The 23,500-nt window shown below is 66.1% G+C and carries 26 protein-coding genes; 18 read left to right on the top strand and 8 right to left on the bottom strand.

The window, feature by feature from the left end; translation table 11 throughout:
* Nucleotides 1–3: 3 nt before the first annotated feature.
* The 3 genes from flgG to flgH are packed head-to-tail and all read left to right on the top strand — an operon-like array spanning nt 4 to nt 2,636.
* Nucleotides 4–795, top strand: coding sequence for a flagellar basal-body rod protein FlgG (gene flgG / locus BHK69_RS24245; RefSeq protein ID WP_069692339.1), 792 nt, complete (start codon nt 4–6; stop codon nt 793–795).
* A gap of 17 nt (nt 796–812) precedes the next feature.
* On the top strand, nt 813–1,871 hold the full coding sequence (gene flgA, locus BHK69_RS24240) for a flagellar basal body P-ring formation chaperone FlgA (RefSeq protein WP_158516265.1): 1,059 nt from the start codon (nt 813–815) through the stop codon (nt 1,869–1,871).
* Between the two features lie 24 nt (nt 1,872–1,895).
* A complete protein-coding gene (flgH, locus tag BHK69_RS24235) occupies nt 1,896–2,636 on the top strand; it encodes a flagellar basal body L-ring protein FlgH (protein WP_069693926.1) in 741 nt (246 codons plus the stop codon).
* A gap of 311 nt (nt 2,637–2,947) precedes the next feature.
* Here flgH and dksA read toward each other — a convergent pair whose 3' ends face one another.
* Nucleotides 2,948–3,370 (bottom strand): RNA polymerase-binding protein DksA, encoded by a 423-nt coding sequence (gene dksA, locus BHK69_RS24230; RefSeq protein ID WP_069692337.1) that lies wholly within the window; start codon nt 3,368–3,370, stop codon nt 2,948–2,950.
* A gap of 333 nt (nt 3,371–3,703) precedes the next feature.
* Nucleotides 3,704–5,077 (bottom strand): MBOAT family O-acyltransferase, encoded by a 1,374-nt coding sequence (locus BHK69_RS24225; protein ID WP_069692336.1) that lies wholly within the window; start codon nt 5,075–5,077, stop codon nt 3,704–3,706.
* Between the two features lie 163 nt (nt 5,078–5,240).
* Here BHK69_RS24225 and BHK69_RS24220 point away from each other — a divergent pair, with 163 nt between their 5' ends.
* From BHK69_RS24220 to BHK69_RS24170, 11 genes are all read left to right on the top strand, one after another.
* Entirely contained in the window at nt 5,241–5,903 is a 663-nt protein-coding gene (locus BHK69_RS24220; protein ID WP_069692335.1) for a CerR family C-terminal domain-containing protein, read from the top strand.
* On the top strand, nt 5,900–6,856 hold the full coding sequence (locus tag BHK69_RS24215; protein WP_069692334.1) for an HlyD family secretion protein: 957 nt from the start codon (nt 5,900–5,902) through the stop codon (nt 6,854–6,856). Before BHK69_RS24220 ends, BHK69_RS24215 begins: the two co-directional genes overlap by 4 nt.
* Nucleotides 6,853–7,770 (top strand): ABC transporter ATP-binding protein, encoded by a 918-nt coding sequence (locus BHK69_RS24210; RefSeq protein WP_069692333.1) that lies wholly within the window; start codon nt 6,853–6,855, stop codon nt 7,768–7,770. Before BHK69_RS24215 ends, BHK69_RS24210 begins: the two co-directional genes overlap by 4 nt.
* A 5-nt stretch (nt 7,771–7,775) precedes the next feature.
* Nucleotides 7,776–8,918 (top strand): ABC transporter permease, encoded by a 1,143-nt coding sequence (locus BHK69_RS24205; RefSeq protein ID WP_342029756.1) that lies wholly within the window; start codon nt 7,776–7,778, stop codon nt 8,916–8,918.
* Nucleotides 8,919–9,121: 203 nt separating this feature from the next.
* Entirely contained in the window at nt 9,122–9,640 is a 519-nt protein-coding gene (locus BHK69_RS24200; protein WP_069692332.1) for a winged helix-turn-helix transcriptional regulator, read from the top strand.
* 104 nt (nt 9,641–9,744) lie between these two features.
* Nucleotides 9,745–11,010, top strand: a complete 1,266-nt coding sequence (fabF, locus tag BHK69_RS24195) for a beta-ketoacyl-ACP synthase II (RefSeq protein WP_069692331.1) — start codon at nt 9,745–9,747, stop codon at nt 11,008–11,010.
* Nucleotides 11,011–11,365: 355 nt separating this feature from the next.
* Complete coding sequence (locus BHK69_RS24190) at nt 11,366–12,076, top strand: ABC transporter permease (protein WP_244548305.1); 711 nt, start codon at nt 11,366–11,368, stop codon at nt 12,074–12,076.
* Nucleotides 12,069–12,821: an ABC transporter ATP-binding protein gene (locus tag BHK69_RS24185; RefSeq protein ID WP_069692329.1), complete on the top strand. Its 753-nt coding sequence runs from the start codon at nt 12,069–12,071 to the stop codon at nt 12,819–12,821. The genes BHK69_RS24190 and BHK69_RS24185 overlap by 8 nt, the downstream gene beginning before the upstream one ends.
* Complete coding sequence (locus BHK69_RS24180) at nt 12,818–13,774, top strand: ABC transporter substrate-binding protein (RefSeq protein WP_069692328.1); 957 nt, start codon at nt 12,818–12,820, stop codon at nt 13,772–13,774. Before BHK69_RS24185 ends, BHK69_RS24180 begins: the two co-directional genes overlap by 4 nt.
* Nucleotides 13,771–14,388: a hypothetical protein gene (locus BHK69_RS24175; RefSeq protein ID WP_069692327.1), complete on the top strand. Its 618-nt coding sequence runs from the start codon at nt 13,771–13,773 to the stop codon at nt 14,386–14,388. Before BHK69_RS24180 ends, BHK69_RS24175 begins: the two co-directional genes overlap by 4 nt.
* The gene (locus BHK69_RS24170; protein ID WP_244548304.1) at nt 14,388–15,026 is read left to right on the top strand and encodes a hypothetical protein; all 639 of its coding nucleotides are present in this window, start codon (nt 14,388–14,390) and stop codon (nt 15,024–15,026) included. Before BHK69_RS24175 ends, BHK69_RS24170 begins: the two co-directional genes overlap by 1 nt.
* A gap of 14 nt (nt 15,027–15,040) precedes the next feature.
* Here the strand turns inward: BHK69_RS24170 and BHK69_RS24165 are convergent, their stop codons facing one another.
* Nucleotides 15,041–16,570 carry an acyl-CoA carboxylase subunit beta gene (locus BHK69_RS24165; RefSeq protein WP_069692325.1) on the bottom strand — a complete coding sequence of 510 codons (1,530 nt, stop codon included), beginning with the start codon at nt 16,568–16,570 and terminating at the stop codon, nt 15,041–15,043.
* 186 nt (nt 16,571–16,756) lie between these two features.
* Here BHK69_RS24165 and BHK69_RS24160 point away from each other — a divergent pair, with 186 nt between their 5' ends.
* From BHK69_RS24160 to BHK69_RS24150, 3 genes are read left to right on the top strand one after another with little or no spacing between them, the layout of a single operon-like run.
* Nucleotides 16,757–17,071: an ArsR/SmtB family transcription factor gene (locus BHK69_RS24160; RefSeq protein ID WP_069692324.1), complete on the top strand. Its 315-nt coding sequence runs from the start codon at nt 16,757–16,759 to the stop codon at nt 17,069–17,071.
* Nucleotides 17,068–17,424: an SRPBCC family protein gene (locus BHK69_RS24155; protein ID WP_069692323.1), complete on the top strand. Its 357-nt coding sequence runs from the start codon at nt 17,068–17,070 to the stop codon at nt 17,422–17,424. Before BHK69_RS24160 ends, BHK69_RS24155 begins: the two co-directional genes overlap by 4 nt.
* 45 nt (nt 17,425–17,469) lie before the next feature.
* Complete coding sequence (locus BHK69_RS24150) at nt 17,470–18,093, top strand: ATP-dependent Clp protease proteolytic subunit (protein WP_069692322.1); 624 nt, start codon at nt 17,470–17,472, stop codon at nt 18,091–18,093.
* 149 nt (nt 18,094–18,242) lie between these two features.
* Here the strand turns inward: BHK69_RS24150 and BHK69_RS24145 are convergent, their stop codons facing one another.
* The 5 genes from BHK69_RS24145 to BHK69_RS24125 all read right to left on the bottom strand — a co-directional run bounded on the left by BHK69_RS24145 (nt 18,243) and on the right by BHK69_RS24125 (nt 22,569).
* A complete protein-coding gene (locus BHK69_RS24145) occupies nt 18,243–19,031 on the bottom strand; it encodes an ATP12 family chaperone protein (RefSeq protein WP_069692321.1) in 789 nt (262 codons plus the stop codon).
* Between the two features lie 175 nt (nt 19,032–19,206).
* On the bottom strand, nt 19,207–20,667 hold the full coding sequence (locus BHK69_RS24140; RefSeq protein ID WP_069692320.1) for a methyl-accepting chemotaxis protein: 1,461 nt from the start codon (nt 20,665–20,667) through the stop codon (nt 19,207–19,209).
* Complete coding sequence (locus BHK69_RS24135) at nt 20,664–20,978, bottom strand: hypothetical protein (protein ID WP_069692319.1); 315 nt, start codon at nt 20,976–20,978, stop codon at nt 20,664–20,666. The genes BHK69_RS24140 and BHK69_RS24135 overlap by 4 nt, the downstream gene beginning before the upstream one ends.
* Before the next feature lie 184 nt (nt 20,979–21,162).
* Complete coding sequence (locus BHK69_RS24130; RefSeq protein ID WP_069692318.1) at nt 21,163–21,528, bottom strand: VOC family protein; 366 nt, start codon at nt 21,526–21,528, stop codon at nt 21,163–21,165.
* A 36-nt stretch (nt 21,529–21,564) separates the two neighbouring features.
* Complete coding sequence (locus BHK69_RS24125) at nt 21,565–22,569, bottom strand: P1 family peptidase (RefSeq protein ID WP_069692317.1); 1,005 nt, start codon at nt 22,567–22,569, stop codon at nt 21,565–21,567.
* 263 nt (nt 22,570–22,832) lie between these two features.
* On the opposite strand from BHK69_RS24125, the gene BHK69_RS24120 reads away from it, so the two are divergent.
* On the top strand, nt 22,833–23,459 hold the full coding sequence (locus BHK69_RS24120; protein ID WP_069692316.1) for a Spy/CpxP family protein refolding chaperone: 627 nt from the start codon (nt 22,833–22,835) through the stop codon (nt 23,457–23,459).
* Nucleotides 23,460–23,500: the final 41 nt, after the last annotated feature.

Here is a 23,500-nt window from a genome sequence, read left to right as displayed (position 1 = left end):
GCCATGCGCGCCCTGCAGACAGCCGCCACCGGCATGATGGCCCAGGAACTCAACGTCCAGGTCATCTCCAACAACATCGCCAACGTGCGCACCACCGGCTACAAGCGCCAGACCGTGCATTTCCAGGATCTTCTCTATGAGAACTTCCGGCGCGCGGGCTCGGCCACCTCCGACCAGAACACGATGGTCCCGGCCGGCACCTTCATCGGTTCCGGCGTGAAGACGACATCGACCGGGCGTATCATGAGCCAGGGCAACCTGTCCTCGACCGAGAAGCAGTACGACGTCGCCATCAGGGGCGAGGGCCTCTTCAAGATCCGCATGCCCGATGGCCGCACGACCTATTCGCGTGACGGCTCCTTCGATCTCGACGCCCAGGGCCAGCTCGTGACCCGGGACGGCTATACGGTCGAGCCCGGCATCACGGTTCCCAACAACGCGACCAGCGTCAGCATCAATGCGCAGGGCACGGTCGAGGTCCAGCTTCCCGGCCAGACTGCGCCGCAGACGCTGGGCCAGCTTCAGCTCACCCGCTTCGTCAACAAGGTCGGGCTCGAATCGATCGGCGACAACCTGTTCGTCGAGACGGCAGCCTCGGGCCCGGCGATCGATGGTGTCGGCGGCGGCGAGGGCTTTGGCTCGCTGCAGCAGAACTATCTCGAAGAAGGCAACGTCCAGGCCGTGACCGAGCTCACCACGCTGATCGCGGCTCAGCGCGCCTATGAGATGAACTCCAAGGTCATCACCGCCGCCGACCAGATGATGTCGGCGACGACGTCGATGTTCCGCGGTTAGGGCTGAGGATGCGCGCCATGATCCGCTTATCGACCCTCCTCGCTACCGTCGCGCTGGCTGGTACGGCGTTCGCCGCCCAGCCTCATCCAGCAACTCGCGCCGGGGCCGTGGCAGCTATCGTCACGCCGCCGCCACAGCAGCCGGCTCCGACGCCGGTGCGCAAGCCCTTCCTGCGTCCCGAGCTCACGCTCACGAGCGAGCTCGTCAGCTTCGGCGATCTGCTCTCGGGATTGCCGAGCGAGGCCGCCGCGACCCCGGGCTTCAGGGCGCCCGCGCTCGGCGAGACCGGTACGATCCAGGTCAGCCGCATCATGGAGGCCGCGCGCGCCGCCGGCATCATTCGGGATGCCGGCGACATCGAGAGCCATGGCTTCGCGCAGGTGATCGTGACCCGCGCTGCGCGCCGCCTGATGGCGTCCGATCTCGAGGCGGCGGTAAAGACCGGCCTCCAGGAGCGTTTCGGGGTCGATGCCCGGGCGCTGGCGCTTGCGATCGACGGTGGCGCGCCGGCGATCGCGATCGAGCCCGAATTGACCGGCGACGTGACGGTGCTCGATCTCGGCTATGACGTCCGCTCGCGCCGGGTGCAGGCCAGGCTGATCGTGCCGGGCAGCGCGGCGATGCGCCTGAAGCCCATCCGCATCACCGGTCAGATGGTCGATACCGTCGAGGTCGTGGTGCCTCGCCGCAGCATCGCCAGGGGAGAAACGCTGAGCGCGACTGACGTCGTGGTCGAGCGCCGTCCGCATGACGGGCAGGCGACCGAACTCATCGGCGACGTGAAGGCAGCCATCGACAAGGTGGCGCGGCGTGCGCTCAATGTCGGCATGCCGCTGCGCGTCGGCGACGTCCAGCGCGAGGAGATCGTCGGGAAGGGCGATCTCGTGACCATCGTCTATGCGGCGCCCGGCCTGCTCATCTCGATGCGCGGCAAGGCCGGCGAGGCCGGCGCGATGGGCGATGTCGTCACCGTTACCAATCCCCAATCCAAGCGCGTGCTGCAAGGCACGGTCAGCGGGCCCGGGCGGGTTTCCGTCCAGAGCTCCGCCGTCGGCCGCGTCGCCAGCGCCCCCTGATCCAGACAGTTGCGGACCCTGATCATGACCACACGCATTCTCGTCAGACTCTCCGGGCTCCTTGCCCTCAGTGTCGCTCTCAGCGCCTGCGGCGCGGCCGACCGGCTTGCCAATGTCGGCCAGGCGCCGGCCCTCTCCGCGATCGAGGATCCAACGGCGGTGAAGGGCTACAAGCCCGTGCAGATGCCGATGCCGGCGGTGGAGCACGCCTCCTTCGCGCCGAACTCGCTCTGGCGCACCGGCTCGCGCGCCTTCTTCAAGGATCAGCGCGCACGGATGGTCGGCGATCTCGTGACGGTCAAGGTCAAGGTCACCGACAAGGCCCAGCTCGACAACACAACCAAGCGCAGCCGCAAGAACGGTGAGGATGCGGGTGCGGACAACATCCTCGGCTATGAGAACAAGCTGCCCAACGGCGCCACCGCCGGCTCACTCCTGAAGCTCGACTCGACCGCTTCGAGCGAGGGCGTGGGCTCGGTGCGCCGCGCCGAGACCCTGGCGACGAATGTCGCCGCCGTGGTCACGCAGACCCTGCCCAATGGCAATCTGGTGATTGAGGGCAAGCAGGAGATCCGGGTCAATTTCGAGGTGCGGGAGCTGATCGTCGCCGGCGTGATCCGGCCCGAGGACATCGAATCGGACAACACCGTCGATTCGACCAAGATCGCCCAGGCCCGGATCGCCTATGGCGGGCGCGGTCAACTCACCGATGTCCAGCAGCCGCGCTATGGCCAGCAGGTCATGGATATCCTGCTGCCTTTCTAAAGGTACCGCGCAGACCTCACGAAGTTCCGGCCGGCGTGGAACGCTCCCCGCTTATTCCCGCGCTGGCCGGCCGGCGGTCTCTCCCGAGCCGCCGGCTCTATCGCCAAGTGAGAGCGGCAGACGAGAGACGGCTTCCCGCCTTTCGTCATCCCGCTCTGATCCCGACCGCCCGTCACGCTCCCCAAGCTCACAAGGCTGGCGGCCTAAAAAAAAGCCCCGCGCCTCTCGCGCGGGGCTTTTGCCTGCGAATCAAAAAAGGCCCTCCGCGCGTCGCGGAAGGCCTCCGGCATGGCTATGAAGCCGGCCTTGGCTCAATCGTCGCGGAACACACGCTCATTGCGCTCGTGACGTTCCTGCGCTTCCAGCGAGAGCGTTGCGATCGGCCGGGCCTCAAGGCGCTTCAGGGAGATCGGCTCGCCGGTGTCCTCGCAATAGCCATAGGAGCCCTCGTCGATGCGGGCGATGGCGGATTCGATCTTGGCGATCAGCTTGCGCTGGCGATCGCGGGCGCGCAGCTCGATGGCGCGGTCGGTTTCGGAGGAAGCGCGGTCGGCGATGTCGGGGTGGTTCTCGCTTTCGCTCTGCAGAGTGACGAGTGTTTCCTTTGCTTCCTTCAGAATCTCGTTCTTCCAGGACAAAAGCTTTCCGCGGAAATACTCGCGCTGCCGCTCGTTCATGAACGGCTCGCTGTCGGTGGGTTTGTAATCCGCTTCGAGAATGATTTGCTTCGACATAGGCGCACTCTCTGAGTTGGTCGTCTCGGCGCACCCACCGACTCTGCCGTGGGAGGCCCGCCGATTTCGCGCCCTTATAGCGAGGGACTTGGGCAGTAACAATCACCGCCGCGCGTCTTCAACCGCTTCCGTCAACACATTGCCTCGACTGGGCGATAGAGCGTCGAAACGGGCGTTTTTCGCCCCCGATTCTTGGCCTTTCTTCGAGATCACTGCGCCAGGGCAAGGGCCTCCGTCCGAATTGAGCCGGCTGCAGCGATGCGGATGGCCCAAGAATCAGCCGGACCGTGATTCTCTCGCCGGTCCAGCGCGGCGGGGACGGGGGCGATGGCATCAGAACTGGAAGTAGATGAACTCGTAATTGGCGTCGTCGCCGATCTTGAACAGGACGATGACGAAGAGGAGCGCCGCAATCACCGCGATCCGGCGCGCCGGGGGCAGCCGGTGCACGAGCGTCCAGGCCGTGGGGCCGAGAAAGGCGAAGGCGGCGGCCGGCAGCAGCGCGCGCCATTTGAAGCCCGTCCCCATCGGAGCCAGGCCGATCAGCCCCTTATAGATCGCCAATGCCGCCTCAAAACTCGTGGCGCGGAAGAGCACCCAGCACAGCATGACGAAGACGAAGGTCAGGAGCCAGCCGAGCGGCTTGGGCATCGGCAGTTCGGCGCGCCGCCAGAGCAGCGCCACGATCAGGGCCAATCCATGCGCGATGCCCCAGGCGACATAGGTGAGCCCGGCGCCGTGCCAGAGCCCGCCCAGCGCCATGGTCGCAAACAGCGCCCAGATCTGGGTCGGCAGGCCATGCCGCGAGCCGCCGAGCCAGATATAGAGATAATCGCGCAGGAAGCGCGACAGCGTCATATGCCAGCGCCGCCAGAAATCCTGGATGCTCGCCGAGCGATAGGGCGCCTCGAAATTCTGCGGCAGCACGATGCCAAAGAGCAGCGCCAGCCCGAGCGCCATGTCGGTGTAGCCGGAAAAGTCGAAATAGATCTGGAAGGTGAAGGCGAGCATGGCTTGCCAGGCCTCAGCCATGCTGACGACCTTGCCGAGGGCGGCGGCCGCGAAGACCGGGTTGGCGTATTCGGCCAGCGGGTCACCGAGCAGCACCTTCTTGGCGAGGCCGGCGCTCAGCAGCAGCAGGCCGCGCGCAATCCGCTCGGCCGCATCCGGCCGCTGATAGGGCCGCTCCTCGAACTGGTGCATGATCTCGCGCCAGCGCACCAACGGCCCCGCCAGCACCTGCGGGAAGAAGGCGATGTAGAGCGCGTAACGCACCAGATCGTAGCGCGGCGCCTCGCCGCGCCGGAGATCGGTCAGGTACATGACATGGTGGAAGGTGAAGAAGGAGATGCCGAGCGGCAGTGCGAGGTCGAGCCGCGGCGTCGCGAGCCCGGGGATCATTCCAGCGAGATCGGCGAAGAAGTTGACGTATTTGAACAGCGCAAGCGCGGCGAGGTTCAAGATGATCGCCAGCGTGATCAGCGCGCCCGCCTTGGTCTGCTGGAACGCCTCGGCGATGAGCCAGTTCAGCCCGATCGAGAGCGCCAGCAACGGCACGAAGCGCCAGTCCCAATAGCCGTAGAAGGCGAAGGACAGCGCCGCCAGCACGAGCAGCCGCCACTGCGGAGCAAAGCGCTCGGCGAGCCAATGCAGGCCGAGGGCGAGCGGCAGGAAGCCGAGCAGGAAGGCGAAGGAGTTGAAGAGCATCGAGGAAGGCGGATCCGGGGCCGGCTGCCGCCTTAGACCATTGTCCCGCGCGAGTCATGTCGAGCGTGGCCTTTGCCCAAGGCGGTACTCCGCAATCGCGGAGCTTGCATGCTTGTTTAATCAATCGATTGATTAAATCGAACTTCCGTGCTAGGCATGTCGGATGAAAGTAGCCTCCGGCAACGACCAGGGCGCCCGCGAAGCGTTGATGCGGGCCGGGCTCGACCTCTTCGGGCGGCACGGCTTTGATGCGAGCTCGATCCGCCAGATCGCGCAGGCGGCCGGAGTCAACAGCGCCGGCATCGCCTATCATTTCGGCGGCAAGGACGGGCTGCGCCAGGCCTGCGCCGCGGCCATCGTCGCGACGATGAAGGAGCAGGTCTTTGGGGCAGCCGCGACCGTGCCGCCGCTGGAAGGGCTCTCGCCGGAGGCGGCGGCGGAGCTTTTGGTCGCGGTCGTGAGCCGGGTTACGGCCTTCGCGGCACGCGCGCCGGAGAGCGAGACCATCGCCCGCTTCGTCGTGCGCGAGATGATGGAGCCGACCTCGGCGTTCGAGACGCTCTATGAGGGGCTGGTCGGCCCGGTCCATGGCCGTCTCTGCACGCTCTGGGCTGTTGCGACCGGCCTGGAGGCCGAGGCGCAGGCGACCAAGCTCGCCGTCTTCGCGATGGTCGGGCAGGTGCTCTATTTCCGGCTGGCCCGGCCGGCCGTGATGCGGCGCATGGGCTGGAGCGACATCGGCGAGGCCGAGAGCGAGGCGATCGCCAGCGTCATCCGCGCCAATGTCCGGGCCAGCATCGCCGCCATGTCGGAGGGACAGTCATGATCGCTGAATTCATCTGTGCTTTTGGCATCGCTGCCTCATTCGCCTTCTGCGGACCGCCGATGACGCGCATCGCCGGCTATGTCGAGGGCGAATATGTTCGCCTGGGCCCGATCGATACCGCCCGGATCGAGAGCGTCGCGGTCAGGCGCGGCGAGCGCGTCGCGCCCGGTGCCGTCGTCGCGGTGCTGCAGACCGATGATGCGCAAAATGCCGTCGCCGAGAGCGATGCCCGACTGGTGCAGGCCAAGGCCCAGCTTGCCAATCTGCTCAGCGGCCGGCGGCCGGAAGAGATCGCCGTGATCGAGGCGAGCGCGGCCTCCGCCAAGGCGCAGGAGCGCGAGGCCGACCGGGCGCTGGAGCGGCGGCAGGACCTTTTTCGCCGCGGCGTTTCGACCCAGGCCGATCTCGACCAGGCGCAGACGGCGCGCGACGTCGCGGCCGCAAATGTACGCCAGAGCGCTGCCAATCTTGCGGTTGCCCGATTGCCGGCGCGCGAGGAGGAGATCAAGGCGGCACAGAATCAGGTGATGCAGGCGCAGGCGGCTCTCGACCAGGCGAAATGGCGCCTGCTGCAGCGAAGGCTCGTCGCGCCGGCGGCCGGGATCGTCACCGATCTTGTGCGCTATCCCGGCGAACTCGCGGGGCCGGCGGCGCCGGTGCTGACCTTTCTGCCGGACGGGGCGATCAAGCTGATGGTCTACGTGCCGGAGGCGCTGCTGGCCGGCACCCGTGTCGGGACCCAGCTCGACATCCGGTGCAGCGGCTGTCCGTCCGGTCTGTCCGCCACCGTGTCCTATGTCGCGCAGGAGCCGGAATTCACGCCGCCGGTGATCTATTCGGCCGAGACCCGGCAGAAGCTGGTCTTTCTGGTCGAGGCCCGGCCGGAAGGCGCGCAGGCGGCGAAGCTTCAGCCGGGTCAGATCATCGATGTCGTGCTGCGGGGCCGCCGATGAACGTCATCGAGGTCAAGGGGCTGACCAAGCGCTTCGGTACCCGCACCGTCGTCGACAATGTCGATCTCACAGTCGCGACGGGCGAGATCGTCGGCTTCCTCGGCCCCAATGGCTCGGGCAAGACGACGACGATCCGGCTGATCTGCGGGCTGCTGACGCCCGATGCCGGCGAGGGCACGGTGCTTGGTCTCGATGTCAGGCGCGACAGCGCCGCGATCAAGCGCCAGGTCGGCTACATGACGCAGAAATTCTCCTTCTACGAGGATCTGACGATTGAGGAGAATCTGACCTTCGTCGCGCGGCTCTACGAGCTGAAGCCTGTGCAGGATGCGGTGGCGCGGACGCTCGATGGCCTTGGCCTGACCTCGCGCAAGGACCAGCTCGCCGGCACGCTGTCTGGCGGCTGGAAGCAGCGGCTGGCACTCGCCGCCTGCATCATGCACCAGCCGAAACTGCTCCTGCTCGACGAGCCGACGGCCGGCGTCGATCCCAAGGCGCGGCGCGAGTTCTGGGACGAGATCCACCGGCTCGCCGGCGACGGCCTGACGGTGCTCGTCTCGACCCATTACATGGATGAGGCCGAGCGCTGCCACCGCATCGGCTACATCGCTTATGGCAAGATGCTGGCCACCGGCACGGTCGAGGAGGTGGTGCAGGGCTCGGGCCTGGTCACCTTCGTCGTGCATGGCACATTGACTGCAGCCCAGATCCGCGAACTCTCAGTGGTCGATGGCGTCGAGCAGGTCGCGCCCTTCGGTACGACGCTGCATGTCGTCGGCAGCGACAGGGCCAAGCTCGAGGCAGCGCTGGCGCCGCTCAAGGCGCAGCAAGGGGTCAGGGTCGAGCCCGGCGAGACCAGCCTCGAGGACGTCTTCATCAAGTTCATGACCGGTGCCCAGGCGAGGGCGGCATGAGCGCGATGGCCATCAGCAACGTGCTCTCCGTGGGGCGGCTTGGTGCCATGCTCGCCAAGGAGTTCGTGCAGATGCGGCGCGACCGCATCACCTTCGCGATGATGCTCGCGGTGCCGATCGTACAGTTGCTGCTGTTCGGCTATGCCATCAACAACGATCCCAAGGGCCTACCGGCGGCAGTGCTGGCGCTCGGCCAGGACCGCTACACCCGCTCGGTCGTCGCCGCGCTGCAGGTCTCGGGCTATTACCGGTTCGGCCGGCAGCCGGAGAGCGCGGCCGAGGCCGAAAGCCTGATGGCGCGCGGCGCGATCTCTTTCCTCGTCACCATCCCCAGTGATTTCGGCGCCCGGGTCGAGCGTGGCGACGAGCCGCGTATCCTGGTCGAGGCCGACGCGACCGATCCGGCGGCGTCGAGCGGCGCAGTCTCAGCCCTGCAGACCATCGCCGGCCGGGCCCTGACCCGAGCCCTCGGCAATGAGGAGGCGGTGCGCGAGCAGAGCCAGAGCGCGCTCTCCTTCATCGTGCATCGGCGCTACAACCCCGAAGGCATCACCCAGTACAACATCGTCCCCGGCCTGCTCGGCGTCATCCTGCAGATGACGATGGTGATGATGACCTCGATGGCGCTCACCCGCGAGATCGAGCGCGGCACCATGGAGAACCTGCTGGCCATGCCGGCGACGCCGGCCGAGATCATGCTCGGCAAGGTTCTGCCCTATCTCGCCATCGGCAGCGTGCAGGTGGCGGTCGTGCTCAGCGCCGCGAAACTTCTGTTCGGCGTGCCGTTTCTGGGGAGCCTGCTGCTGCTGCTCACCTGTGTGCTGATTTTCGTGCTGGCGCTCGTCCTGCTCGGCTACACGATCTCGACCATGGCGCGGACGCAGTTGCAGGCGATGCAACTGACCTTCTTCTTCTTCCTGCCATCGCTGCTGCTCTCCGGCTTCATGTTTCCGTTCGCCGGCATGCCGGGCTGGGCTCAGGCGATCGGCGAGCTGTTCCCGCTGACGCATTTCCTGCGGGTCATCCGGGCGATCATGCTGAAGGGCGCGGGCCTCGACGATGTCGGCGTCGAGGTGTTCTGGCTCTTCGTCTTCGTGCCCGTCTATGCCGGGCTCGCGCTGAGGAGATTCAGGAGTACGCTGGATTGAGGCAAGCGCCGTAGGTCGGTGGAGTCCATCCGTCATTGCGAGCAAAGCGAAGCAATCCAGGGGGACGTAGAGCTCTGCCGTCCTGGATTGCTTCACTTTGCTCGCAATGACATCCGGTGTGTCGGCGGGCGATGCCGCTTCGGTTCGACATTGATCGTCCATGACTTGCAAAAAGATAGTAACTGCTTTAGCTCGGGCGCACCATGCAACCGAAGCTCGTCCCGCTTGCCGAATGCCCCTGCGCCCGCACGGTCGAGACCGTCGGCGAATGGTGGAGCATCCTGATCCTGCGCGATGCCTTGCAGGGTTTCACGCGCTTCGACGAATTCCAGCGCAGCCTCGGCATCGCGCCGAACATGCTGGCGCGGCGGCTCAAGCATCTGACCGAGAGCGGGCTGTTCGAGCGACGGCTCTACCAGCCGCGTCCGCAGCGCTACGAATACGTCTTGACCGGGAAGGGCAGGGACTTCTTCCCCGTGATCGCCGCGATGGTCGCGTTCGGCAACCGGCATCTGGCGCCCGAAGGCGCGGCGCTGGTGCTGGCCGAGCGCGAGACCGCGCGGCCGATCGAACCGGTCATGGTCGATGCCGCGAGCTTGCGCCCGATCACGCCTGAGACTGTCACGGTGGTTGCCGGCCCGCGCGCGAGCCCCGGCATGCGCCAGCGCCTGGCCACCATCGCGACGATGCGCCCGGTCGCGCTCTCCCATAGAGCAGGATGAAAAAAGTGGGAACCGGTTTTTCGCATTGATCCTGCTCTAACTTTTGATGAGAGCCGGATGCATCCGGCTCTAGCGAATAGGATATTCAAATGCCTGGTGTGCAAATGCGCCGTGTGGTCGTAACCGGTATGGGCGTGGTCTCGCCCCTTGGCTGCGGAGCAGATCTGGCCTGGCAGCGCTTGCTTGCCGGCCGCTCTGGCTTGCGTCGCCTGCCGGATTCGATCGTCGAGAGCTTGCCGGCCAAGATCGCCGGTGCGGTGCCGTCGAAGGAGGAGGATGGCGAGGGCGGTTTCGATCCTGACGTTGCGATCGCGCCAAAGGACCAGCGCAAGATGGACCGCTTCATTCAGTTCGCGCTGGTCGCGGCCAAGGAGGCGCTGATTCAGGCGAATTGGCGCCCAGCGAGCGAAGCCGAGCAGGAGCGCACCGCGACGGTGATCGCCTCCGGCATTGGCGGCTTCCCGGCGATCGCAGAGGCCGTGCGCATCACAGATGCGCGCGGTGTGCGTCGGCTCTCGCCCTTCACGATTCCGTCCTTCCTGGTCAATCTCGCCGCCGGCCATGTCTCGATCGACCATGGCTTCAAGGGGCCGATCGGCGCGCCCGTAACCGCTTGCGCGGCGGGCGTTCAGGCGATCGGCGATGCGGCGCGGCTGATCCGCTCCGGCGAGGCCGATGTCGCGCTCTGCGGCGGCAGCGAGGCTTGCATCGATCTTGTCGCGCTCGGCGGCTTTGCGGCGGCGCGGGCGCTCTCGACCGGCTTCAGCGAAGAGCCCGAAAAGGCCTCGCGCCCGTTCGACCGTGACCGCGACGGCTTCGTCATGGGCGAGGGCGCTGGCCTGCTGGTGATAGAGGCGCTGGAGCATGCGCAGGCGCGCGGCGCCACAATCCTGGCCGAGATCACCGGCTATGGCACCAGCGCCGACGCCTACCACATCACCTCCGGGCCCGAGGATGGCTCAGGTGCGCGCCGCGCCATGGAGATTGCGCTGAAACAGGCCGGGCTGGAGCCCGGCGATGTCCAGCACCTCAATGCCCATTCGACCTCGACGCAGGTCGGCGACCGCGGCGAACTGGCAGCCGTCAAGGCCGTCTTCGGCACAGAGAAAAGCATTGCGATCAGCGCGACGAAATCGGCGACGGGCCATCTGCTCGGCGCTGCCGGCGGGCTGGAGGCGATCTTCACGATCTTGGCTTTGCGCGACCAGATCGCGCCGCCGACACTCAATCTCGAGCACCCGGACGAGGATGCGGCCGGGCTTGACCTCGTCGCCAGGACAGCGCGGCCGCTTGCGATGGAGCACGCCATCTCGAACGGATTTGGATTCGGTGGCGTGAATGCCAGCCTGGTCTTCCGGCGCTGGGAATAGGACCGCTTATGCCTTGCTGACGCGGGATCTTGCTGACGCGGGATTCCGCCGGAAAATACGTCTCCCGCGTCAGATTCGCCTCCGGCCCGGACAGGCAGGTAAGCTGGGATAGCGGACCTGTTCTATCTCTCGGGTCTTTCGGTCAAGTTTGTAATTATTATAATCATAAGCTTATACCTTGATTATTCTAAGTAGATAATATTCGAAATTGAAGTTTATGTTGGATTTTTAGCCATATCGCCATTAGGGCTTCGCTCGCCGTCGCGGATGTCGCGCGCCGGGCAGGTCCCTTTGTTCAGATATGCCGGCTTTCAGCGGATTCCTTGTCTTTGGAGTTTTGGGGCTTGCCTGGTTCGTGACCAGTGCGACCGGCTTCGTATCGCCTTTTCTGCTGCCGGGCCCCTTCACGGTGGCACAGGCAGGCTGGCAGCTCATCCAGGATGGCTCGCTCGCCAAACACGCCGCGATCAGCCTCCAGCGCGTCGGCCTCGGCTACGGATTGTCGGTCATTCTCGCGCTGCCGCTGGCGCTGCTGTTTGGGCTGTTGCCGCGCCTGCGCTCCTTCTGCGAGCCTGCGCTCGAGTTCCTGCGCCAGATTCCGCCGTTGGCGCTGCTGCCGCTGTTGATTCTCTGGCTCGGCATCGGCGAGGTGCAGAAGGTTGGCGTCATCGTGCTGTCCTGCTTCTTTCCGATCTTTCTCGGAGCGCTCGGCGGCATCGCCCAGGCTGATCCGAAGCTGATCGAGGTCGGGCGCATCTGCGGCCTGAGCCGGCGGGAGATCCTGACGCGCATCGTTCTGCCGGCTTCCCTGCCGGCGCTGGTGGTCGGGCTGCGGATTGCGCTCGGCTATAGCTGGCGGGCGCTGGTCGGGGCCGAACTGATCGCTTCGAGTGCGGGGCTCGGCTATCTGATCATCGACGCCCAAAACATGGCGCGGACCGACATCGTGCTCGTCGGCGTTCTGGTCATCGGCGTGCTCGGGCTTGTCGCCGATGCGCTGGCGCGCGCCGCCTTGCGCCGATCGGCGCCGTGGCTGCGCTCGCAGCTGGAGCTCGGTCGTGTTTGAAGCGCGCAATCTCGGTCTGCGCTATACGGTCGGCGAGCGGGAGTTCGCGGCGTTGGAGGGCGTTGACCTCAGTCTGCCTCGCGGCGGCTTCACCACCATCGTCGGGCGCAGCGGCTGCGGCAAGACCACGCTGCTGCGGCTGCTGGCCGGGCTGGCGGAACCGAGCGATGGCGAACTGCGCTTCGAGGGCGGTGGTCGCCCCCGCATCGGCTACGTCTTCCAGGAGCCGCGGCTGATGCCTTGGCTCAGCGTCGCCCGCAATGTCGGCCTGGGCCTCGTGGGTCGCCTCGACAAGGGGCTGCTGGTGCGCCGCGTCACGGAGGCGCTGCAACTCGTCGGCCTGTCCGGCTTCGCCGAGGCGATGCCGGACCAGTTGTCCGGCGGCATGGCCCAGCGCGTCGCGCTTGCGCGCGCCCTCGTGCTCGAACCCGACCTGTTGCTGCTCGACGAGCCTTTTGGCGCGCTCGATGCCTTCACCCGCCGCAGCTTGCAGATGGAGCTGGTCGAGATCTGGCGGGCGCGGGGCACGACGATCGTCTTCGTCACGCATGATGTCGAGGAAGCCGTGCTGCTGGGGCAGGCGGTTGCCGAACTCTCCGAAGGTCGGCTCGTCGGCCTGCATAGGGTCGATCTGCCCTATCCGCGCGACGCCACCGATCCCGCTCTGCTCGCCCATCGTCGCACCGTGCTGGAGCGGCTGCTCGAAACAGGGCCGAATTCTCACCTCAAGGAAACAGTGCCATGAGACTTCTGAAGCTCTTCGTCGCCGTGGCAATGCTCGCGACGTCGCCGATGATCGCCGCCCATGCCGCCGACAAGCCGGCGAAGGTCAGCGTCACCTATGTCTCCTCGCCCTTCAACGTGCCCTCGATCATCATGCGCAAGAAGGGCTTCCTCGACGAGGCCTTCGGCGCGCTCGGCGTCAAGACGGAGAATCCGGAAATCACCTCGGGCGGTGCGCAGATTCAGGCGCTCGCGGCCGGCGCCATCGATATCGCCAGCGTGCTCGGCGGCACCTCGGCGATCCTGGGACGCGCCAACGGCATCGACCTCAAGGTCATCGCCGCCTATTCGCGCTCGCCCAAGGCCTTCTTCGTGATGACCGGTGCGAATGGCCCCGGCAGCATCGAGGCGCTCAAGGGCAAGAGCGTCGCCGGGCCGAAGGGCACGACGCTCAACCAGCTCCTTGCGGCAGCGCTCGCTTCCAAGGGCATGAAGCTGACCGATGTCGAGTATCTCAACATGGACCTGCCGGCTGCGCGCGCCGCGCTGCTCGCCGGCAAGGTCGATGCTGCGACGCTGGCCGGCGCCAATGCGCTGCAGGTGGAGGCAGCCGGCGGGCGCATCCTCGCGAGCGGAGAGGGGCTGATCGCGCCGATCTCGGTGATTGCCGTTCGCGGCGCCTTCCTGCGAGAGCAGCCCGCTCTGGTTGCGGCCTATCTCGCCGCCCATCGCAAAGCGCTCGACTTCATGCGCGACAATCCCGAGGAGGCTTTGAAGATCGCGGCCGAGGACCAGAAGATCTCGACCGATGACGCGCGCAAGCAGTTGCCCTGGTACGATTTCACCCTGGCGATGACCGATCGCGACATCGAGAACCTCGCCGGCGACCAGCGCTTCATGGTCGAGGCCGGAATGCTGCAGAAGACGATCGACATCCGCGCCGATTTGATCGATCCGCTGGCGTTCAAGCCGTGAATGACGTCGCCCTGCTCGATAGCGAACAGGCCGAGGGCGGCGTCCAGGATCTCATCCGCGACCTCGTCCTGGGGCCGCGCATTGCTTTGCTGCCGCTCTACGATCTGGAGCGGACCGATCTCGCCGCCTTTCGCGGCTTGCTGGTCGGCCTCCATGCCGACCAGCGCTATCTGTCCTCGCGCCGAGCCCAGCTCGAAGGCTTCCTGGCGCAGGGCGGGACGATCGTGGTCTGCGGCCATGTCGGCCATTCTTTCCTGGCCGAACTCAACCCTTTCGCGCCGATCCCGAACTATCGCGTCGAGGATCTCGAAGTGAACCGCGAAGCAGCGCATCCGGTCTGGGAAGGCGTCGAGATGGAGCATCTGTCGCGTCGCCGGGGCGTAGCGGGCTTCTACGGTCGCGGCTCCAACCTGCCGCCGCCGGGCGCGCGCGCGATCAACAGTCTGGGGCCCGGCCGCCATCCGGTCGATTTCGAGTGCCGGCCGGCGGTTGGCGGGCGGCTATTGGTCCATGCGGGAGCGGATCTCTGGGGCTATCACGGCTCCGGATCGACCGCGGACCGGATCATGCCGCAACTGCTCGACTGGATCACAGCCCCAATGGAGGCCTGGTGATGCTGGCGCTGCTTGAGGGCGGAACCTATTTCCACAAAGAGGCGATCGAAGGCGAACGCCTGACAGGACGCTTCGACCGCACGATATACGCACCGGAACTCGATGCCGCCGCTCTTGCGGGCTGCGACGCGCTGATTGTCGCTGATCGCATCCATCCGGCGGTGCTGCGGCGCAAGCGGCCGCTCCTGCTGAGCTATCTCGCGGCGGGCGGCACGCTGATCGTGCTAGGCGAAAACCGGGCGCAGGACTGGGCGCCGGGCGTCGCCTGGGAGTTCAGGCCGACGAATTTCTGGTGGTGGCTGGAGAAAGGAGCCGATCCGGGCCACCGCATCGTCGCGCCCGGTCACGACATCTTCCACCATGTCGGCATGGGCGAACTGGTCTGGCACTATCACGGCTTGCTGACGCCGCCGCCGGGCGCGACCTCATTGGTCGAGATCACGCCGGAGGGCGATCCACACGGCAGAGGCGGCTCGATCCTCTACGACCACCGCAATGTCGGCGGTGGGCCGGGCCGCATGATCGTGACCACGCTCGACCCGTTCTACCACCATGGCAGCTTCTTCATGCCTGCCGCGTCACGCTTCCTCGGCAAGCTGCTCGACTGGACGGACGAGGCGTTTCGGGCGTCGCGCTGAGCACGCGATGCCTCTTACAGCGGAATATTGTCGTGCTTGCGCCAGGGCCGCTCGACGCTCTTGGTGCGCAGCATGGCGAGCGCGCGGGCGATGCGGCGGCGGGTCGAGTGTGGCAGGATGACCTCGTCGACATAGCCACGCTCGGCCGCCACGAAGGGCGACATGAAGCGGTCTTCATATTCTTTTGTTTTGGCGGCGATGCCATCCGCGTCCATGCCGCGGAAGATGATCTCGACCGCACCCTTGGCGCCCATCACCGCGATCTGCGCGGTCGGCCAGGCATAGTTCACATCGGCGCCGATATGCTTTGACGCCATCACGTCATAGGCGCCGCCAAAGGCCTTGCGGGTGATCACGGTGACCAGCGGCACGGTGCATTCGCTATAGGCGTAGAGCAGCTTTGCGCCATGCTTGATCAGCCCGCCATACTCCTGCGCCGTGCCCGGCAGGAAGCCCGGCACGTCGACCAGCGTCACGATCGGGATCTCGAAGGCGTCGCAATAGCGTACGAAGCGCGCGGCCTTCCTCGAGGCGTCGGAATCGAGCACGCCGGCCAGCACCATGGGCTGGTTGGCGACGACGCCGACGGTGCGGCCTTCGATGCGGCCGAAGCCGGTGACGATGTTGCCGGCATAAGCCGCCTGGATCTCGAAGAAATCGCCCTCGTCGAGCGTCTTCAGGATCAGTTCCTTGATGTCATAGGGCTTGTTCGGGTTGTCCGGGACCAGCGTGTCCAAGCTCATATCGACACGGTCCGGCACGTCGAAGGAGGGCCATTCCGGCACGCCGACGGTGTTGTTGGCGGGCAGGAAGTCGATCAGCCGGCGCACCTGCAGCAGTGCCTCGACATCGTTCTCGAAGGAGCCGTCGGCGACCGAGGATTTCGTGGTGTGGACTTTCGCGCCGCCGAGCTCCTCGGAGGTCACGGTCTCGTTGGTGACGGTCTTCACCACCTCGGGGCCGGTGACGAACATGTAGCTGGTATCGCGGACCATGAAGATGAAGTCGGTCATCGCCGGCGAATAGACGTCGCCGCCGGCGCAGGGGCCCATGATCACCGAGATCTGCGGGATCACGCCCGAGGCTGCGACATTGCGCTTGAAGACCTCGCCGTAGCCGCCGAGCGCCGCGACACCCTCCTGGATGCGGGCGCCGCCCGCGTCGAACAGGCCGACGATCGGCGCGCGCATCTTCAGCGCCATGTCCTGGATTTTTGTGATCTTCTGGGCGTGGGTCTCGGAGAGCGAGCCGCCGAAGACGGTGAAATCCTTGGAGAAGACGAAGACGGTGCGGCCATTGACCGTGCCCCAGCCGGTGATGACGCCGTCGCCGGGGATCTTCTCGCCCTTCTCCATGCCGAAATCGACGCAGCGATGCTGCACGAACATGTCGAACTCCTCGAAGGAGTCGCGGTCGAGCAGGAGTTCGATGCGCTCGCGGGCGGTCAGCTTGCCGCGCTTGTGCTGCGCGTCGATCCGGCGCTCGCCGCCGCCCTTGCGCGCGCCGTCGCGACGGTCTTCGAGCTGTTCGAGAATGTCTTTCATGGAGCCCCCGCGAGCCGAGCCAAGTTCCTGTCCGGCTTAAGGGCGGAAGGCCGGGCTGTCCATCCGGCGCTCCTGCCGCTTTGGTGCAAGGCCGGGTGCGACCGGGAGATCGGGTCTTCGGGAAGAGCGATGGACAGGCACTCATTCACGCTTGTGTATTAGATAAGTGCGTGCTTATGTATTGGCATGATGGAGCAAGACATCTTCAGGGCCCTGGCCGATCCGACCCGCCGCGCGATCTTCGAGAAGCTGGCGACAGGCGGCATGAATGCCAGCTCCTTGCGCATAGGCATGGCAATCAGCCAGCCGGCGATGTCCCAGCACCTCTCGGTGCTGCGCAATGCAAAGCTGGTGCGGGAGGAGCGGCAGGGGCGATTCGTGAACTACGAGGTCGATCCCGAAGGTTTGAGCCTCATCGCTCAGTGGCTGGCGAAGTATCGCGCCTACTGGCCGGCGCGCGTCGAGGCTCTCAAGGTTCTGCTGCGGGATATGGACCAATGAACGACATGAAAGCCGCTGGGCAGATGAAGCAGCTGGTTCTCACCTTTCAATTGGACGCTCCACCCGAGAAGGTGTGGCGGGCGCTCAGCATTCCGGCGTTTCGGGAAAAATGGCTGCCGGCGGAGACGCTGGTCGAGGCAGAGCCGATCTCCTCTGCGCCGGGGGAGGAGGTGCGCTACCGGCTTAGGGAGGACGCGCCGCCCTTTCTCGAAAGCGTGGTGACCTTTCAGGTCAGGCCGTTCGAGGGCGGCACGGAACTGCGGATCATTCACCGACTGGCCGACGCAGGTTCGAGCGCGCAGCCGGCATCTGCGGCGAACAGCAACCGGCCCGCCCTGATGCGCGCCGCCTGAGCCTCGGACCGAACCCAGACATCGTCCGAAAATAGGAGATCGCCCATGCGCGAAGCGATGCAGCTCGTCCCTATGGTTGTGGAACAATCGAGCCGGGGGGAACGGTCCTTCGACATCTATTCGCGCTTGCTGCGTGAGCGGATCGTTTTCCTGAACGGCGAGGTCAATGATGCGGTGGCTTCGCTGGTCTGCGCCCAGCTGCTTTTCCTGGAGGCCGAGAATCCGAGGAAGCCGATCCATCTCTATATCAACTCGCCGGGGGGCGTGATCACGAGCGGCCTCGCGATGTACGATACGATGCGATACATCAGCTCGCCGGTGCATACACTCTGCATGGGAACGGCCCGGTCCATGGGCTCCTTCCTGCTGATGGCGGGAGAGCCGGGCGAGCGCGCTGCGCTGCCCAATGCAAGCCTGCATGTTCATCAACCGCTGGGCGGCTTCCAGGGACAGGCCTCGGACATCCTCATCCATGCCGAGGAGATCCAGCAGACGAAGCGCCGCATGATCAGGCTTTACGCGGAGCATTGCGGACGCAGCTATGACGAGGTCGAACGCACGCTCGACCGCGACCGCTTCATGACGGCGGAGGAGGCCTTGGAGTGGGGGCTGATCGACCGCATCCTGACGGGACAGCGATCGACGCATGAGGGGGCGGCAACGGGCTAGGCCGCACCGATGCAATCAGGCGCTGGAGCCGTTTCCGATCCAATTGGATCGATCAACAGCTCCTGCTCTTTGTTTCAACGCGTTTTCTCCGCGCAAACGCTTCGCGTTTGTCGCGGGGGAACCGGTAGCCACCTCGTTCGAAAACGCTCTCAGCCTTGCAGCAGCAACAGCGCCGCCGCATCGAACTCCTGGCGGCGGATAACGCGGCGTTCGGCTGCGTCCTCGTCCTGGCCCCAGATCGCGATCTGGTAGTCCTCGTCGAGATGGGCGGCGCTCCAGACCGCATCGGGATCGAGCTGTCCGTCGGCGAGCGCCAGCATCAGGATGGTCGAGCCGGTCAGTGTCATGACGTTGTGTGCGCCGGCGAGCGCGAGCGGCGCCGGGATCGCGGCGATGCGGGCGGCGACGGCCTCCAGCGTGCCGGCGGGCTGGGCGGCGAACATCACGCCTTCGGCCAGCACGAAGCAGGCCTCGATCGCGGCTTCGACCCCGGCGATGATCGGATTCCAGATCGCGCCCTGGCGCTCGGCCAGCGTGTCGGGCTCGGCCGCGCGGTAGCAGAGCGCGTCGCTGCCGGCATAGCGCACGATCTCGGCGCGCACGGCCTTCTGCTGATCGGCGACGCCGTCGAGCGCTGAATTGACCAATCGCGTCAGCGGCATGCGAGCGGGGTCGATCTTCTCCAGCTGCGCCTGCCATTCGGCGGCCAGCGCCTCGGCGGCGGGGCGCGAGGTTACCGCCAGTGGGTTGCGCGCCGGGGTGCGCGCTGTCTTGCCGTCGAGCGCGACATGGAACAGCCCGTCGCGCTCCAGCACGGCGGCTTCCTCGTAGAAGCGGCGAGGCAGGGCGTTGCGCATCGCGGTCTGCGCGGCGGCGACGGGATCGGGCTGGCTTGCGCCGGGCGCGCCGAAACGTGCAAGGAAGGCATCTGTCGACATGACAGCCCCATAGAGCAGGATGCGAAAAAGTGGAAACCGGTTTTTCGCATTGATCCTGCTCTCACTCTTAGATGAGAGACGGATTCAGATTTCATCTGGGACCACTGGGTGATCCCAGCTGAAATCATCCGGCTCTCGCATTTCCTGGCTGCGAAAATCGCTCCTCGCGCGTTTCTCAGGCCTCGCGGATGCGATTCAGGAACTGCGCGACCTCGAGGTCGAGATCGGCCGATTGCCGGTCCAGCCTGTCGGCCGACTTGGCGACGAAGGCGGCGGCGTCGCCGGTCTCGGTCGCAATGCGGCTGACGATCTCGATATTGCCAGAGGCCGATACGGTTTCCTTGGCGGCGACCAGGATGTTGCTGGCGATCCCGGCGGTCGCGGCGCTCTGCTGTTCCACCACGGTCGCGACGGCGGTCGAGACCTCGTTCAGCGAGCCGATCGTCGCGTTCATGGCGTCGATGGCGCGGACGGCGTCCTCGCTCGAGCTGCGGATCGCTTCGATCTGACCCTGGATCTCTTCCGTTGCCCGTGAAGTCTGGTTCGCGAGCGTCTTGATCTCCTGTGCGACGATCGTGAAACCACCGCCGGACCGGCCGAAGCGCGCGGCCTCGATCGCGGCGTTGAGCGCGAGCAGATTGGTATGCTCCGCGATCGTCGAGATCATTCCGACGATGTTGCCGACGTCCTCCGCCTTGGTCGAGAGATGGTTGACCGTGGCGAGCACGGTCTTGGCCGTGGAGGTTGTCGCACCGACGATCCGGGTGGTCTCGCCGACCTGCTTGTCGATTTCGCCGAAGGAAGTCGCGAGCTCGGCAGTGGCGTTGGTGATGGCGACGACTTTGGACGAGGTGTGACGCGAAGACAGGAAGGCGGCGCCCGCCCGCTCCGCCACCTCGGAGGCGCCGGCCTGCATCTGCTGCGAAGCTGTGCGCAAGGTCCTGACAGAGGCGACCACATCCTTGGCGATGCCGGCGATCTTGTGTTCGAAATCCTCGGCGACCGCATAGAGCATCGCCTTGCGCTCCCGGGCTGCCTTCTGGGTCGTGGCGGCGGCGTCATGGCGGGCATCCTCGGCGGAGCGCCTGGCTGTGGTCGCCTCCTGCTTTTCCGTCTCCGAGGTCACCAGGGCGGCCTTGAGCGAGGAAACGGTCCAGCTCAGCGCCAGCGCCTGCACCACGACGATGACTGCGTGCAGCAGGACGCGGTCGAAGCTGTTGCCGTTGGGAAAGACGCCGAGCGGATAGACGACGCTCAGCACAGCATGATGCGCCGCGACCGCAAGCGAGGCGGGGACGAAAATCCGCCAGTCGAGCCAGCCCGCGAGCACCGCCAATATGGCGAAGAAATACATGTGCATGTCGGACTGATAGGGATGCCCCGAGAAGGTGTAGACCAGCAGCATGACCTGGCCGAGCGACGTGATCGAGCTGACCTGCCGGGTTATCCAGCTGGTGCCGCAGGCCCACCAGACCAGGGTCGTGAACGCCGCGAGTGCGATGCCGGCAACCACGATCTGATCGGGGTAGTTGGCTCGTCCCAACCGGCTCGCAAGCGCCAGCAGCACCGCGTTGCTCCAGAGCACGGCGATGATCACATAGGCGAAGCGCGCCCTGAACCGCTCGACATCCGTCATGTCCGGGCCTGCCAGGACCCGCCCGCGCACAGGCGCGCCAGTTCGCCGTCGATCACCAGCCAGGCGCCGGATTGGTAGAGCTGGGCAGCGTAGTCGGGCTGGTCGCCGAGGCTGATGACGAGGGCAGGGGTGGCGCCGAACTGCAGCAGGTTGCCGCCGGCCTGGGCGACGGCGCCCGCGACCTGCGCGGCCGATGTGCCCGACCGGAAATAGGCCGCCACCGGGCGGCCCGGCACGGGCCAGGCGGCGATGAGAAAGGCTCCGATCGCGATGAGGAGGCTGAAAACGGCACCAAAGGCGATCTCACGCATGCTACAGCCTTTCTCGACAATCGCATGCCGCTGGCGTGAGGCGATCAACCAAAACAGCCGAATATGCAACCATTGATTGAATTCTGCTGTTGTCTGGCTTTCTAAGACGTAAACTCGTCGCATGCATGTGGAAATAAATGCGGCCTTTTGGATACGCGCGAGGCTGATCGCGCCGCACTGCTGGTCAGGCGCGCTGGAAAAGCTCGATCACGTTACCGGACGGGTCCTCGCACAGAATCTGGCGGCCGCCTGGACCTTCGACGATGGCGTTGCGGAACGGCACGCCTTGGGCGCGCAGCCCTTCGACCAGGGCTGGCAGATCGGTAACGTCCAGGACGAAGCGGTTCCAGCCGCCGGGCTCGGGCTTGCGGCCATCCGGCATGGGTCTGGAGGCGGATGCGAGCGGGCCGGCCAGCCATAAGGTCAGCCCCTCGCTCTCCAGGATCGCCATGGCCGGGCCGAACTGCTGCTTCAGCACGAAAGACAGCTTGTCCCTGTAGAACGCGACAGCTTCATCCACGTCGTTCACAAAGTATCTGATGCTGGCCATCGGTATCTCCTCGAGGCTGCAGGCGTGCTGTTTGGGCTATCGGCTCCCGAACAGGTCGCTCCAGGCCGGTTTCGCGCCGGGAAAGGGCAGGGCGGTCGCGGCATGGACGCCGCGCGCGATGGCGCGCGCCAATACGTCGGCGGCTGTTGCGCAAAGCTCGGTCAGCGCAAAGGCGTCGGACGGAGCGCCGGCATAGCCGGTGGCCGCCGCGAAGACGATGTCGCCGTCGAGCGCGCCATGGGCTGGCCTCAGGGCGCGGGCAAGGCCGTCATGGGCTGCGAGCGCCAGCCGCTTGGCCTGGGCCTTGGTCAAGGTGGCGTCGGTCGCGACCAGCGCGATCGTGGTGTTCTGGCCGGGGCCACCCTTGAACCGGATCGTGCTGTCGGCGGGCGTGTTCGCGGCGGGCCAGCCGAGCCCGCCGAATTCATCACCTTGTTCATAGGGCGCGGCCCAGAAATGCGGGCCCTTGCCGATTGTCGCCGTGCCGACCGCATTGACCGCGACCAGCGCCCCGACGATCTGCCCCGTCGCTGCCCGCGCGCTGGCGGAGCCGAGGCCGCCCTTGAGATTGACGGTGCTTGCGCCATAGCCCGCGCCGGCAGTGCCGAGCGCGAAATCGCCTGCCGCCGCATCGAGCGCGCTGCGTCCGAGCGCGCGGTAGGGCGGCTCGCTTGCGCCGTCCCCGGCCCAGGGCTTCTCGCCGCCATTGAGCAAATCGAACAGGATCGCTTGCGGCACGAGCGGCACGCGCAGGCTGCCGATTTGAAAGCCGCGCTGCCTTGCGGCAAGCCCCGCCATCACGCCATCGGCTGCGGCCAACCCCCAAGCCGAGCCGCCCGAGAGCACGATCGCGTCGATATGCTCGACCGTCATCTCCGGTTCCAGCAGCGCGGTGTCGCGCGTGCCGGGTGCACCGCCGAGCACGGCAATCGAAGCTATGCTGGGGCGCTCGAACAGGGCGACCGTGACGCCGGTCGCAGCGAGAGGGTCCTGCGCATTGCCGACGAGGACGCCGCGAACATCGGTGATGAGATTGCGCATCAAGGTCAGATTTCAGGCTAGAGTCATTGTTTTAACGCGTTTTCTTGACGCGACCCGGTATCCACTTCGCTTGAAAACGCTCTCGTTGGCGAACGGGACTTCCGTGCCGAGCCTGCCCACATTACGATCTTTTCATGCTTGCGCCATCGCGGGGTCACGCCCGCGGCCTCACCTTGCGACCATCGTGAACCGGCTTCGAGACCCGCTCAGCGACCCGATACTCGTTTCGTGCCGATATTCGTTTCGTGCCATGGGAGATCAAGATGAAACGCATTGCCCTGATCGCAGCTTCGGCCGCTGCCGCCATCACGGCCTCGCTTGCGCTGGCCCAGCCGCTGCCGCCGGCCGGCGGTTCCGACCGCGATCGTCCGCAGCAGGAGCGCAGCGATTCGCGTGACGACCGGCGCGGCGAATCCCGCGAGCAGCGGGCCGAGCGCATGCAGGCTCGCCTGACCGAGCGCCTGACCAAGCTGCGCACCGACATGAAGCTCAAGCCCGAGCAGGTGCCGTTGTTCGACACTGTCGAGAACGTCATCAAGAAGGGCGCCGAGAAGCGCCGCGAAGGCTGGGCGGCGATGCGCGAGCAGCGCGAGACCTTCCGTCACGCCGATATCATGGAGCGGCTCGACATGACGTCCGGCCGCCAGGCCGAGCGCGCCGCGCGGACCAAGGAGCTCGCCGACGCCGTCCGCCCGCTCTGGACGACGCTCAGCGACGAGCAGAAGACGGTCGCCCGCCGCGCCGTGCGTGAAGCGATGGCCGAGGGGCGCGGCATGATGCAGCGCATGCGCGAGCGCTTCGAGGAGCGCCGCGGTGGTGGCCGTGACCGCGATGACGGCGACCGTGGTCCGCGTCGCTGGCACGAGGATGGCCGCGACCGCCGCGGCTGAGGCGACACATCGCATCGGCACTCTTCGGTGGCCTGCCTTAC

The organism is Bosea vaviloviae (assembly GCF_001741865.1).
Taxonomy (GTDB): Bacteria; Pseudomonadota; Alphaproteobacteria; order Rhizobiales; family Beijerinckiaceae; genus Allobosea; species Allobosea vaviloviae.
The sequence above is the reverse complement of the archived record's forward strand: the minus strand, read 5'-3'. Positions and strand labels throughout refer to the sequence as shown.

Excerpts from the sequence above, each read along its gene's own strand:
- flgG (WP_069692339.1), top strand. The coding sequence starts at position 4 with ATGCGCGCCCTGCAGACAGCCGCCACCGGCATGATGGCCCAGGAACTC.
- flgA (WP_158516265.1), top strand. The coding sequence starts at position 813 with ATGATCCGCTTATCGACCCTCCTCGCTACCGTCGCGCTGGCTGGTACG.
- flgH (WP_069693926.1), top strand. The coding sequence starts at position 1,896 with ATGACCACACGCATTCTCGTCAGACTCTCCGGGCTCCTTGCCCTCAGT.
- dksA (WP_069692337.1), bottom strand. The coding sequence starts at position 3,370 with ATGTCGAAGCAAATCATTCTCGAAGCGGATTACAAACCCACCGACAGC.
- BHK69_RS24225 (WP_069692336.1), bottom strand. The coding sequence starts at position 5,077 with ATGCTCTTCAACTCCTTCGCCTTCCTGCTCGGCTTCCTGCCGCTCGCC.
- BHK69_RS24220 (WP_069692335.1), top strand. The coding sequence starts at position 5,241 with ATGAAAGTAGCCTCCGGCAACGACCAGGGCGCCCGCGAAGCGTTGATG.
- BHK69_RS24215 (WP_069692334.1), top strand. The coding sequence starts at position 5,900 with ATGATCGCTGAATTCATCTGTGCTTTTGGCATCGCTGCCTCATTCGCC.
- BHK69_RS24210 (WP_069692333.1), top strand. The coding sequence starts at position 6,853 with ATGAACGTCATCGAGGTCAAGGGGCTGACCAAGCGCTTCGGTACCCGC.
- BHK69_RS24205 (WP_342029756.1), top strand. The coding sequence starts at position 7,776 with ATGGCCATCAGCAACGTGCTCTCCGTGGGGCGGCTTGGTGCCATGCTC.
- BHK69_RS24200 (WP_069692332.1), top strand. The coding sequence starts at position 9,122 with ATGCAACCGAAGCTCGTCCCGCTTGCCGAATGCCCCTGCGCCCGCACG.
- fabF (WP_069692331.1), top strand. The coding sequence starts at position 9,745 with ATGCGCCGTGTGGTCGTAACCGGTATGGGCGTGGTCTCGCCCCTTGGC.
- BHK69_RS24180 (WP_069692328.1), top strand. The coding sequence starts at position 12,818 with ATGAGACTTCTGAAGCTCTTCGTCGCCGTGGCAATGCTCGCGACGTCG.
- BHK69_RS24170 (WP_244548304.1), top strand. The coding sequence starts at position 14,388 with ATGCTGGCGCTGCTTGAGGGCGGAACCTATTTCCACAAAGAGGCGATC.
- BHK69_RS24165 (WP_069692325.1), bottom strand. The coding sequence starts at position 16,570 with ATGAAAGACATTCTCGAACAGCTCGAAGACCGTCGCGACGGCGCGCGC.
- BHK69_RS24160 (WP_069692324.1), top strand. The coding sequence starts at position 16,757 with ATGATGGAGCAAGACATCTTCAGGGCCCTGGCCGATCCGACCCGCCGC.
- BHK69_RS24155 (WP_069692323.1), top strand. The coding sequence starts at position 17,068 with ATGAACGACATGAAAGCCGCTGGGCAGATGAAGCAGCTGGTTCTCACC.
- BHK69_RS24150 (WP_069692322.1), top strand. The coding sequence starts at position 17,470 with ATGCGCGAAGCGATGCAGCTCGTCCCTATGGTTGTGGAACAATCGAGC.
- BHK69_RS24145 (WP_069692321.1), bottom strand. The coding sequence starts at position 19,031 with ATGTCGACAGATGCCTTCCTTGCACGTTTCGGCGCGCCCGGCGCAAGC.
- BHK69_RS24140 (WP_069692320.1), bottom strand. The coding sequence starts at position 20,667 with ATGACGGATGTCGAGCGGTTCAGGGCGCGCTTCGCCTATGTGATCATC.
- BHK69_RS24135 (WP_069692319.1), bottom strand. The coding sequence starts at position 20,978 with ATGCGTGAGATCGCCTTTGGTGCCGTTTTCAGCCTCCTCATCGCGATC.
- BHK69_RS24130 (WP_069692318.1), bottom strand. The coding sequence starts at position 21,528 with ATGGCCAGCATCAGATACTTTGTGAACGACGTGGATGAAGCTGTCGCG.
- BHK69_RS24125 (WP_069692317.1), bottom strand. The coding sequence starts at position 22,569 with ATGCGCAATCTCATCACCGATGTTCGCGGCGTCCTCGTCGGCAATGCG.
- BHK69_RS24120 (WP_069692316.1), top strand. The coding sequence starts at position 22,833 with ATGAAACGCATTGCCCTGATCGCAGCTTCGGCCGCTGCCGCCATCACG.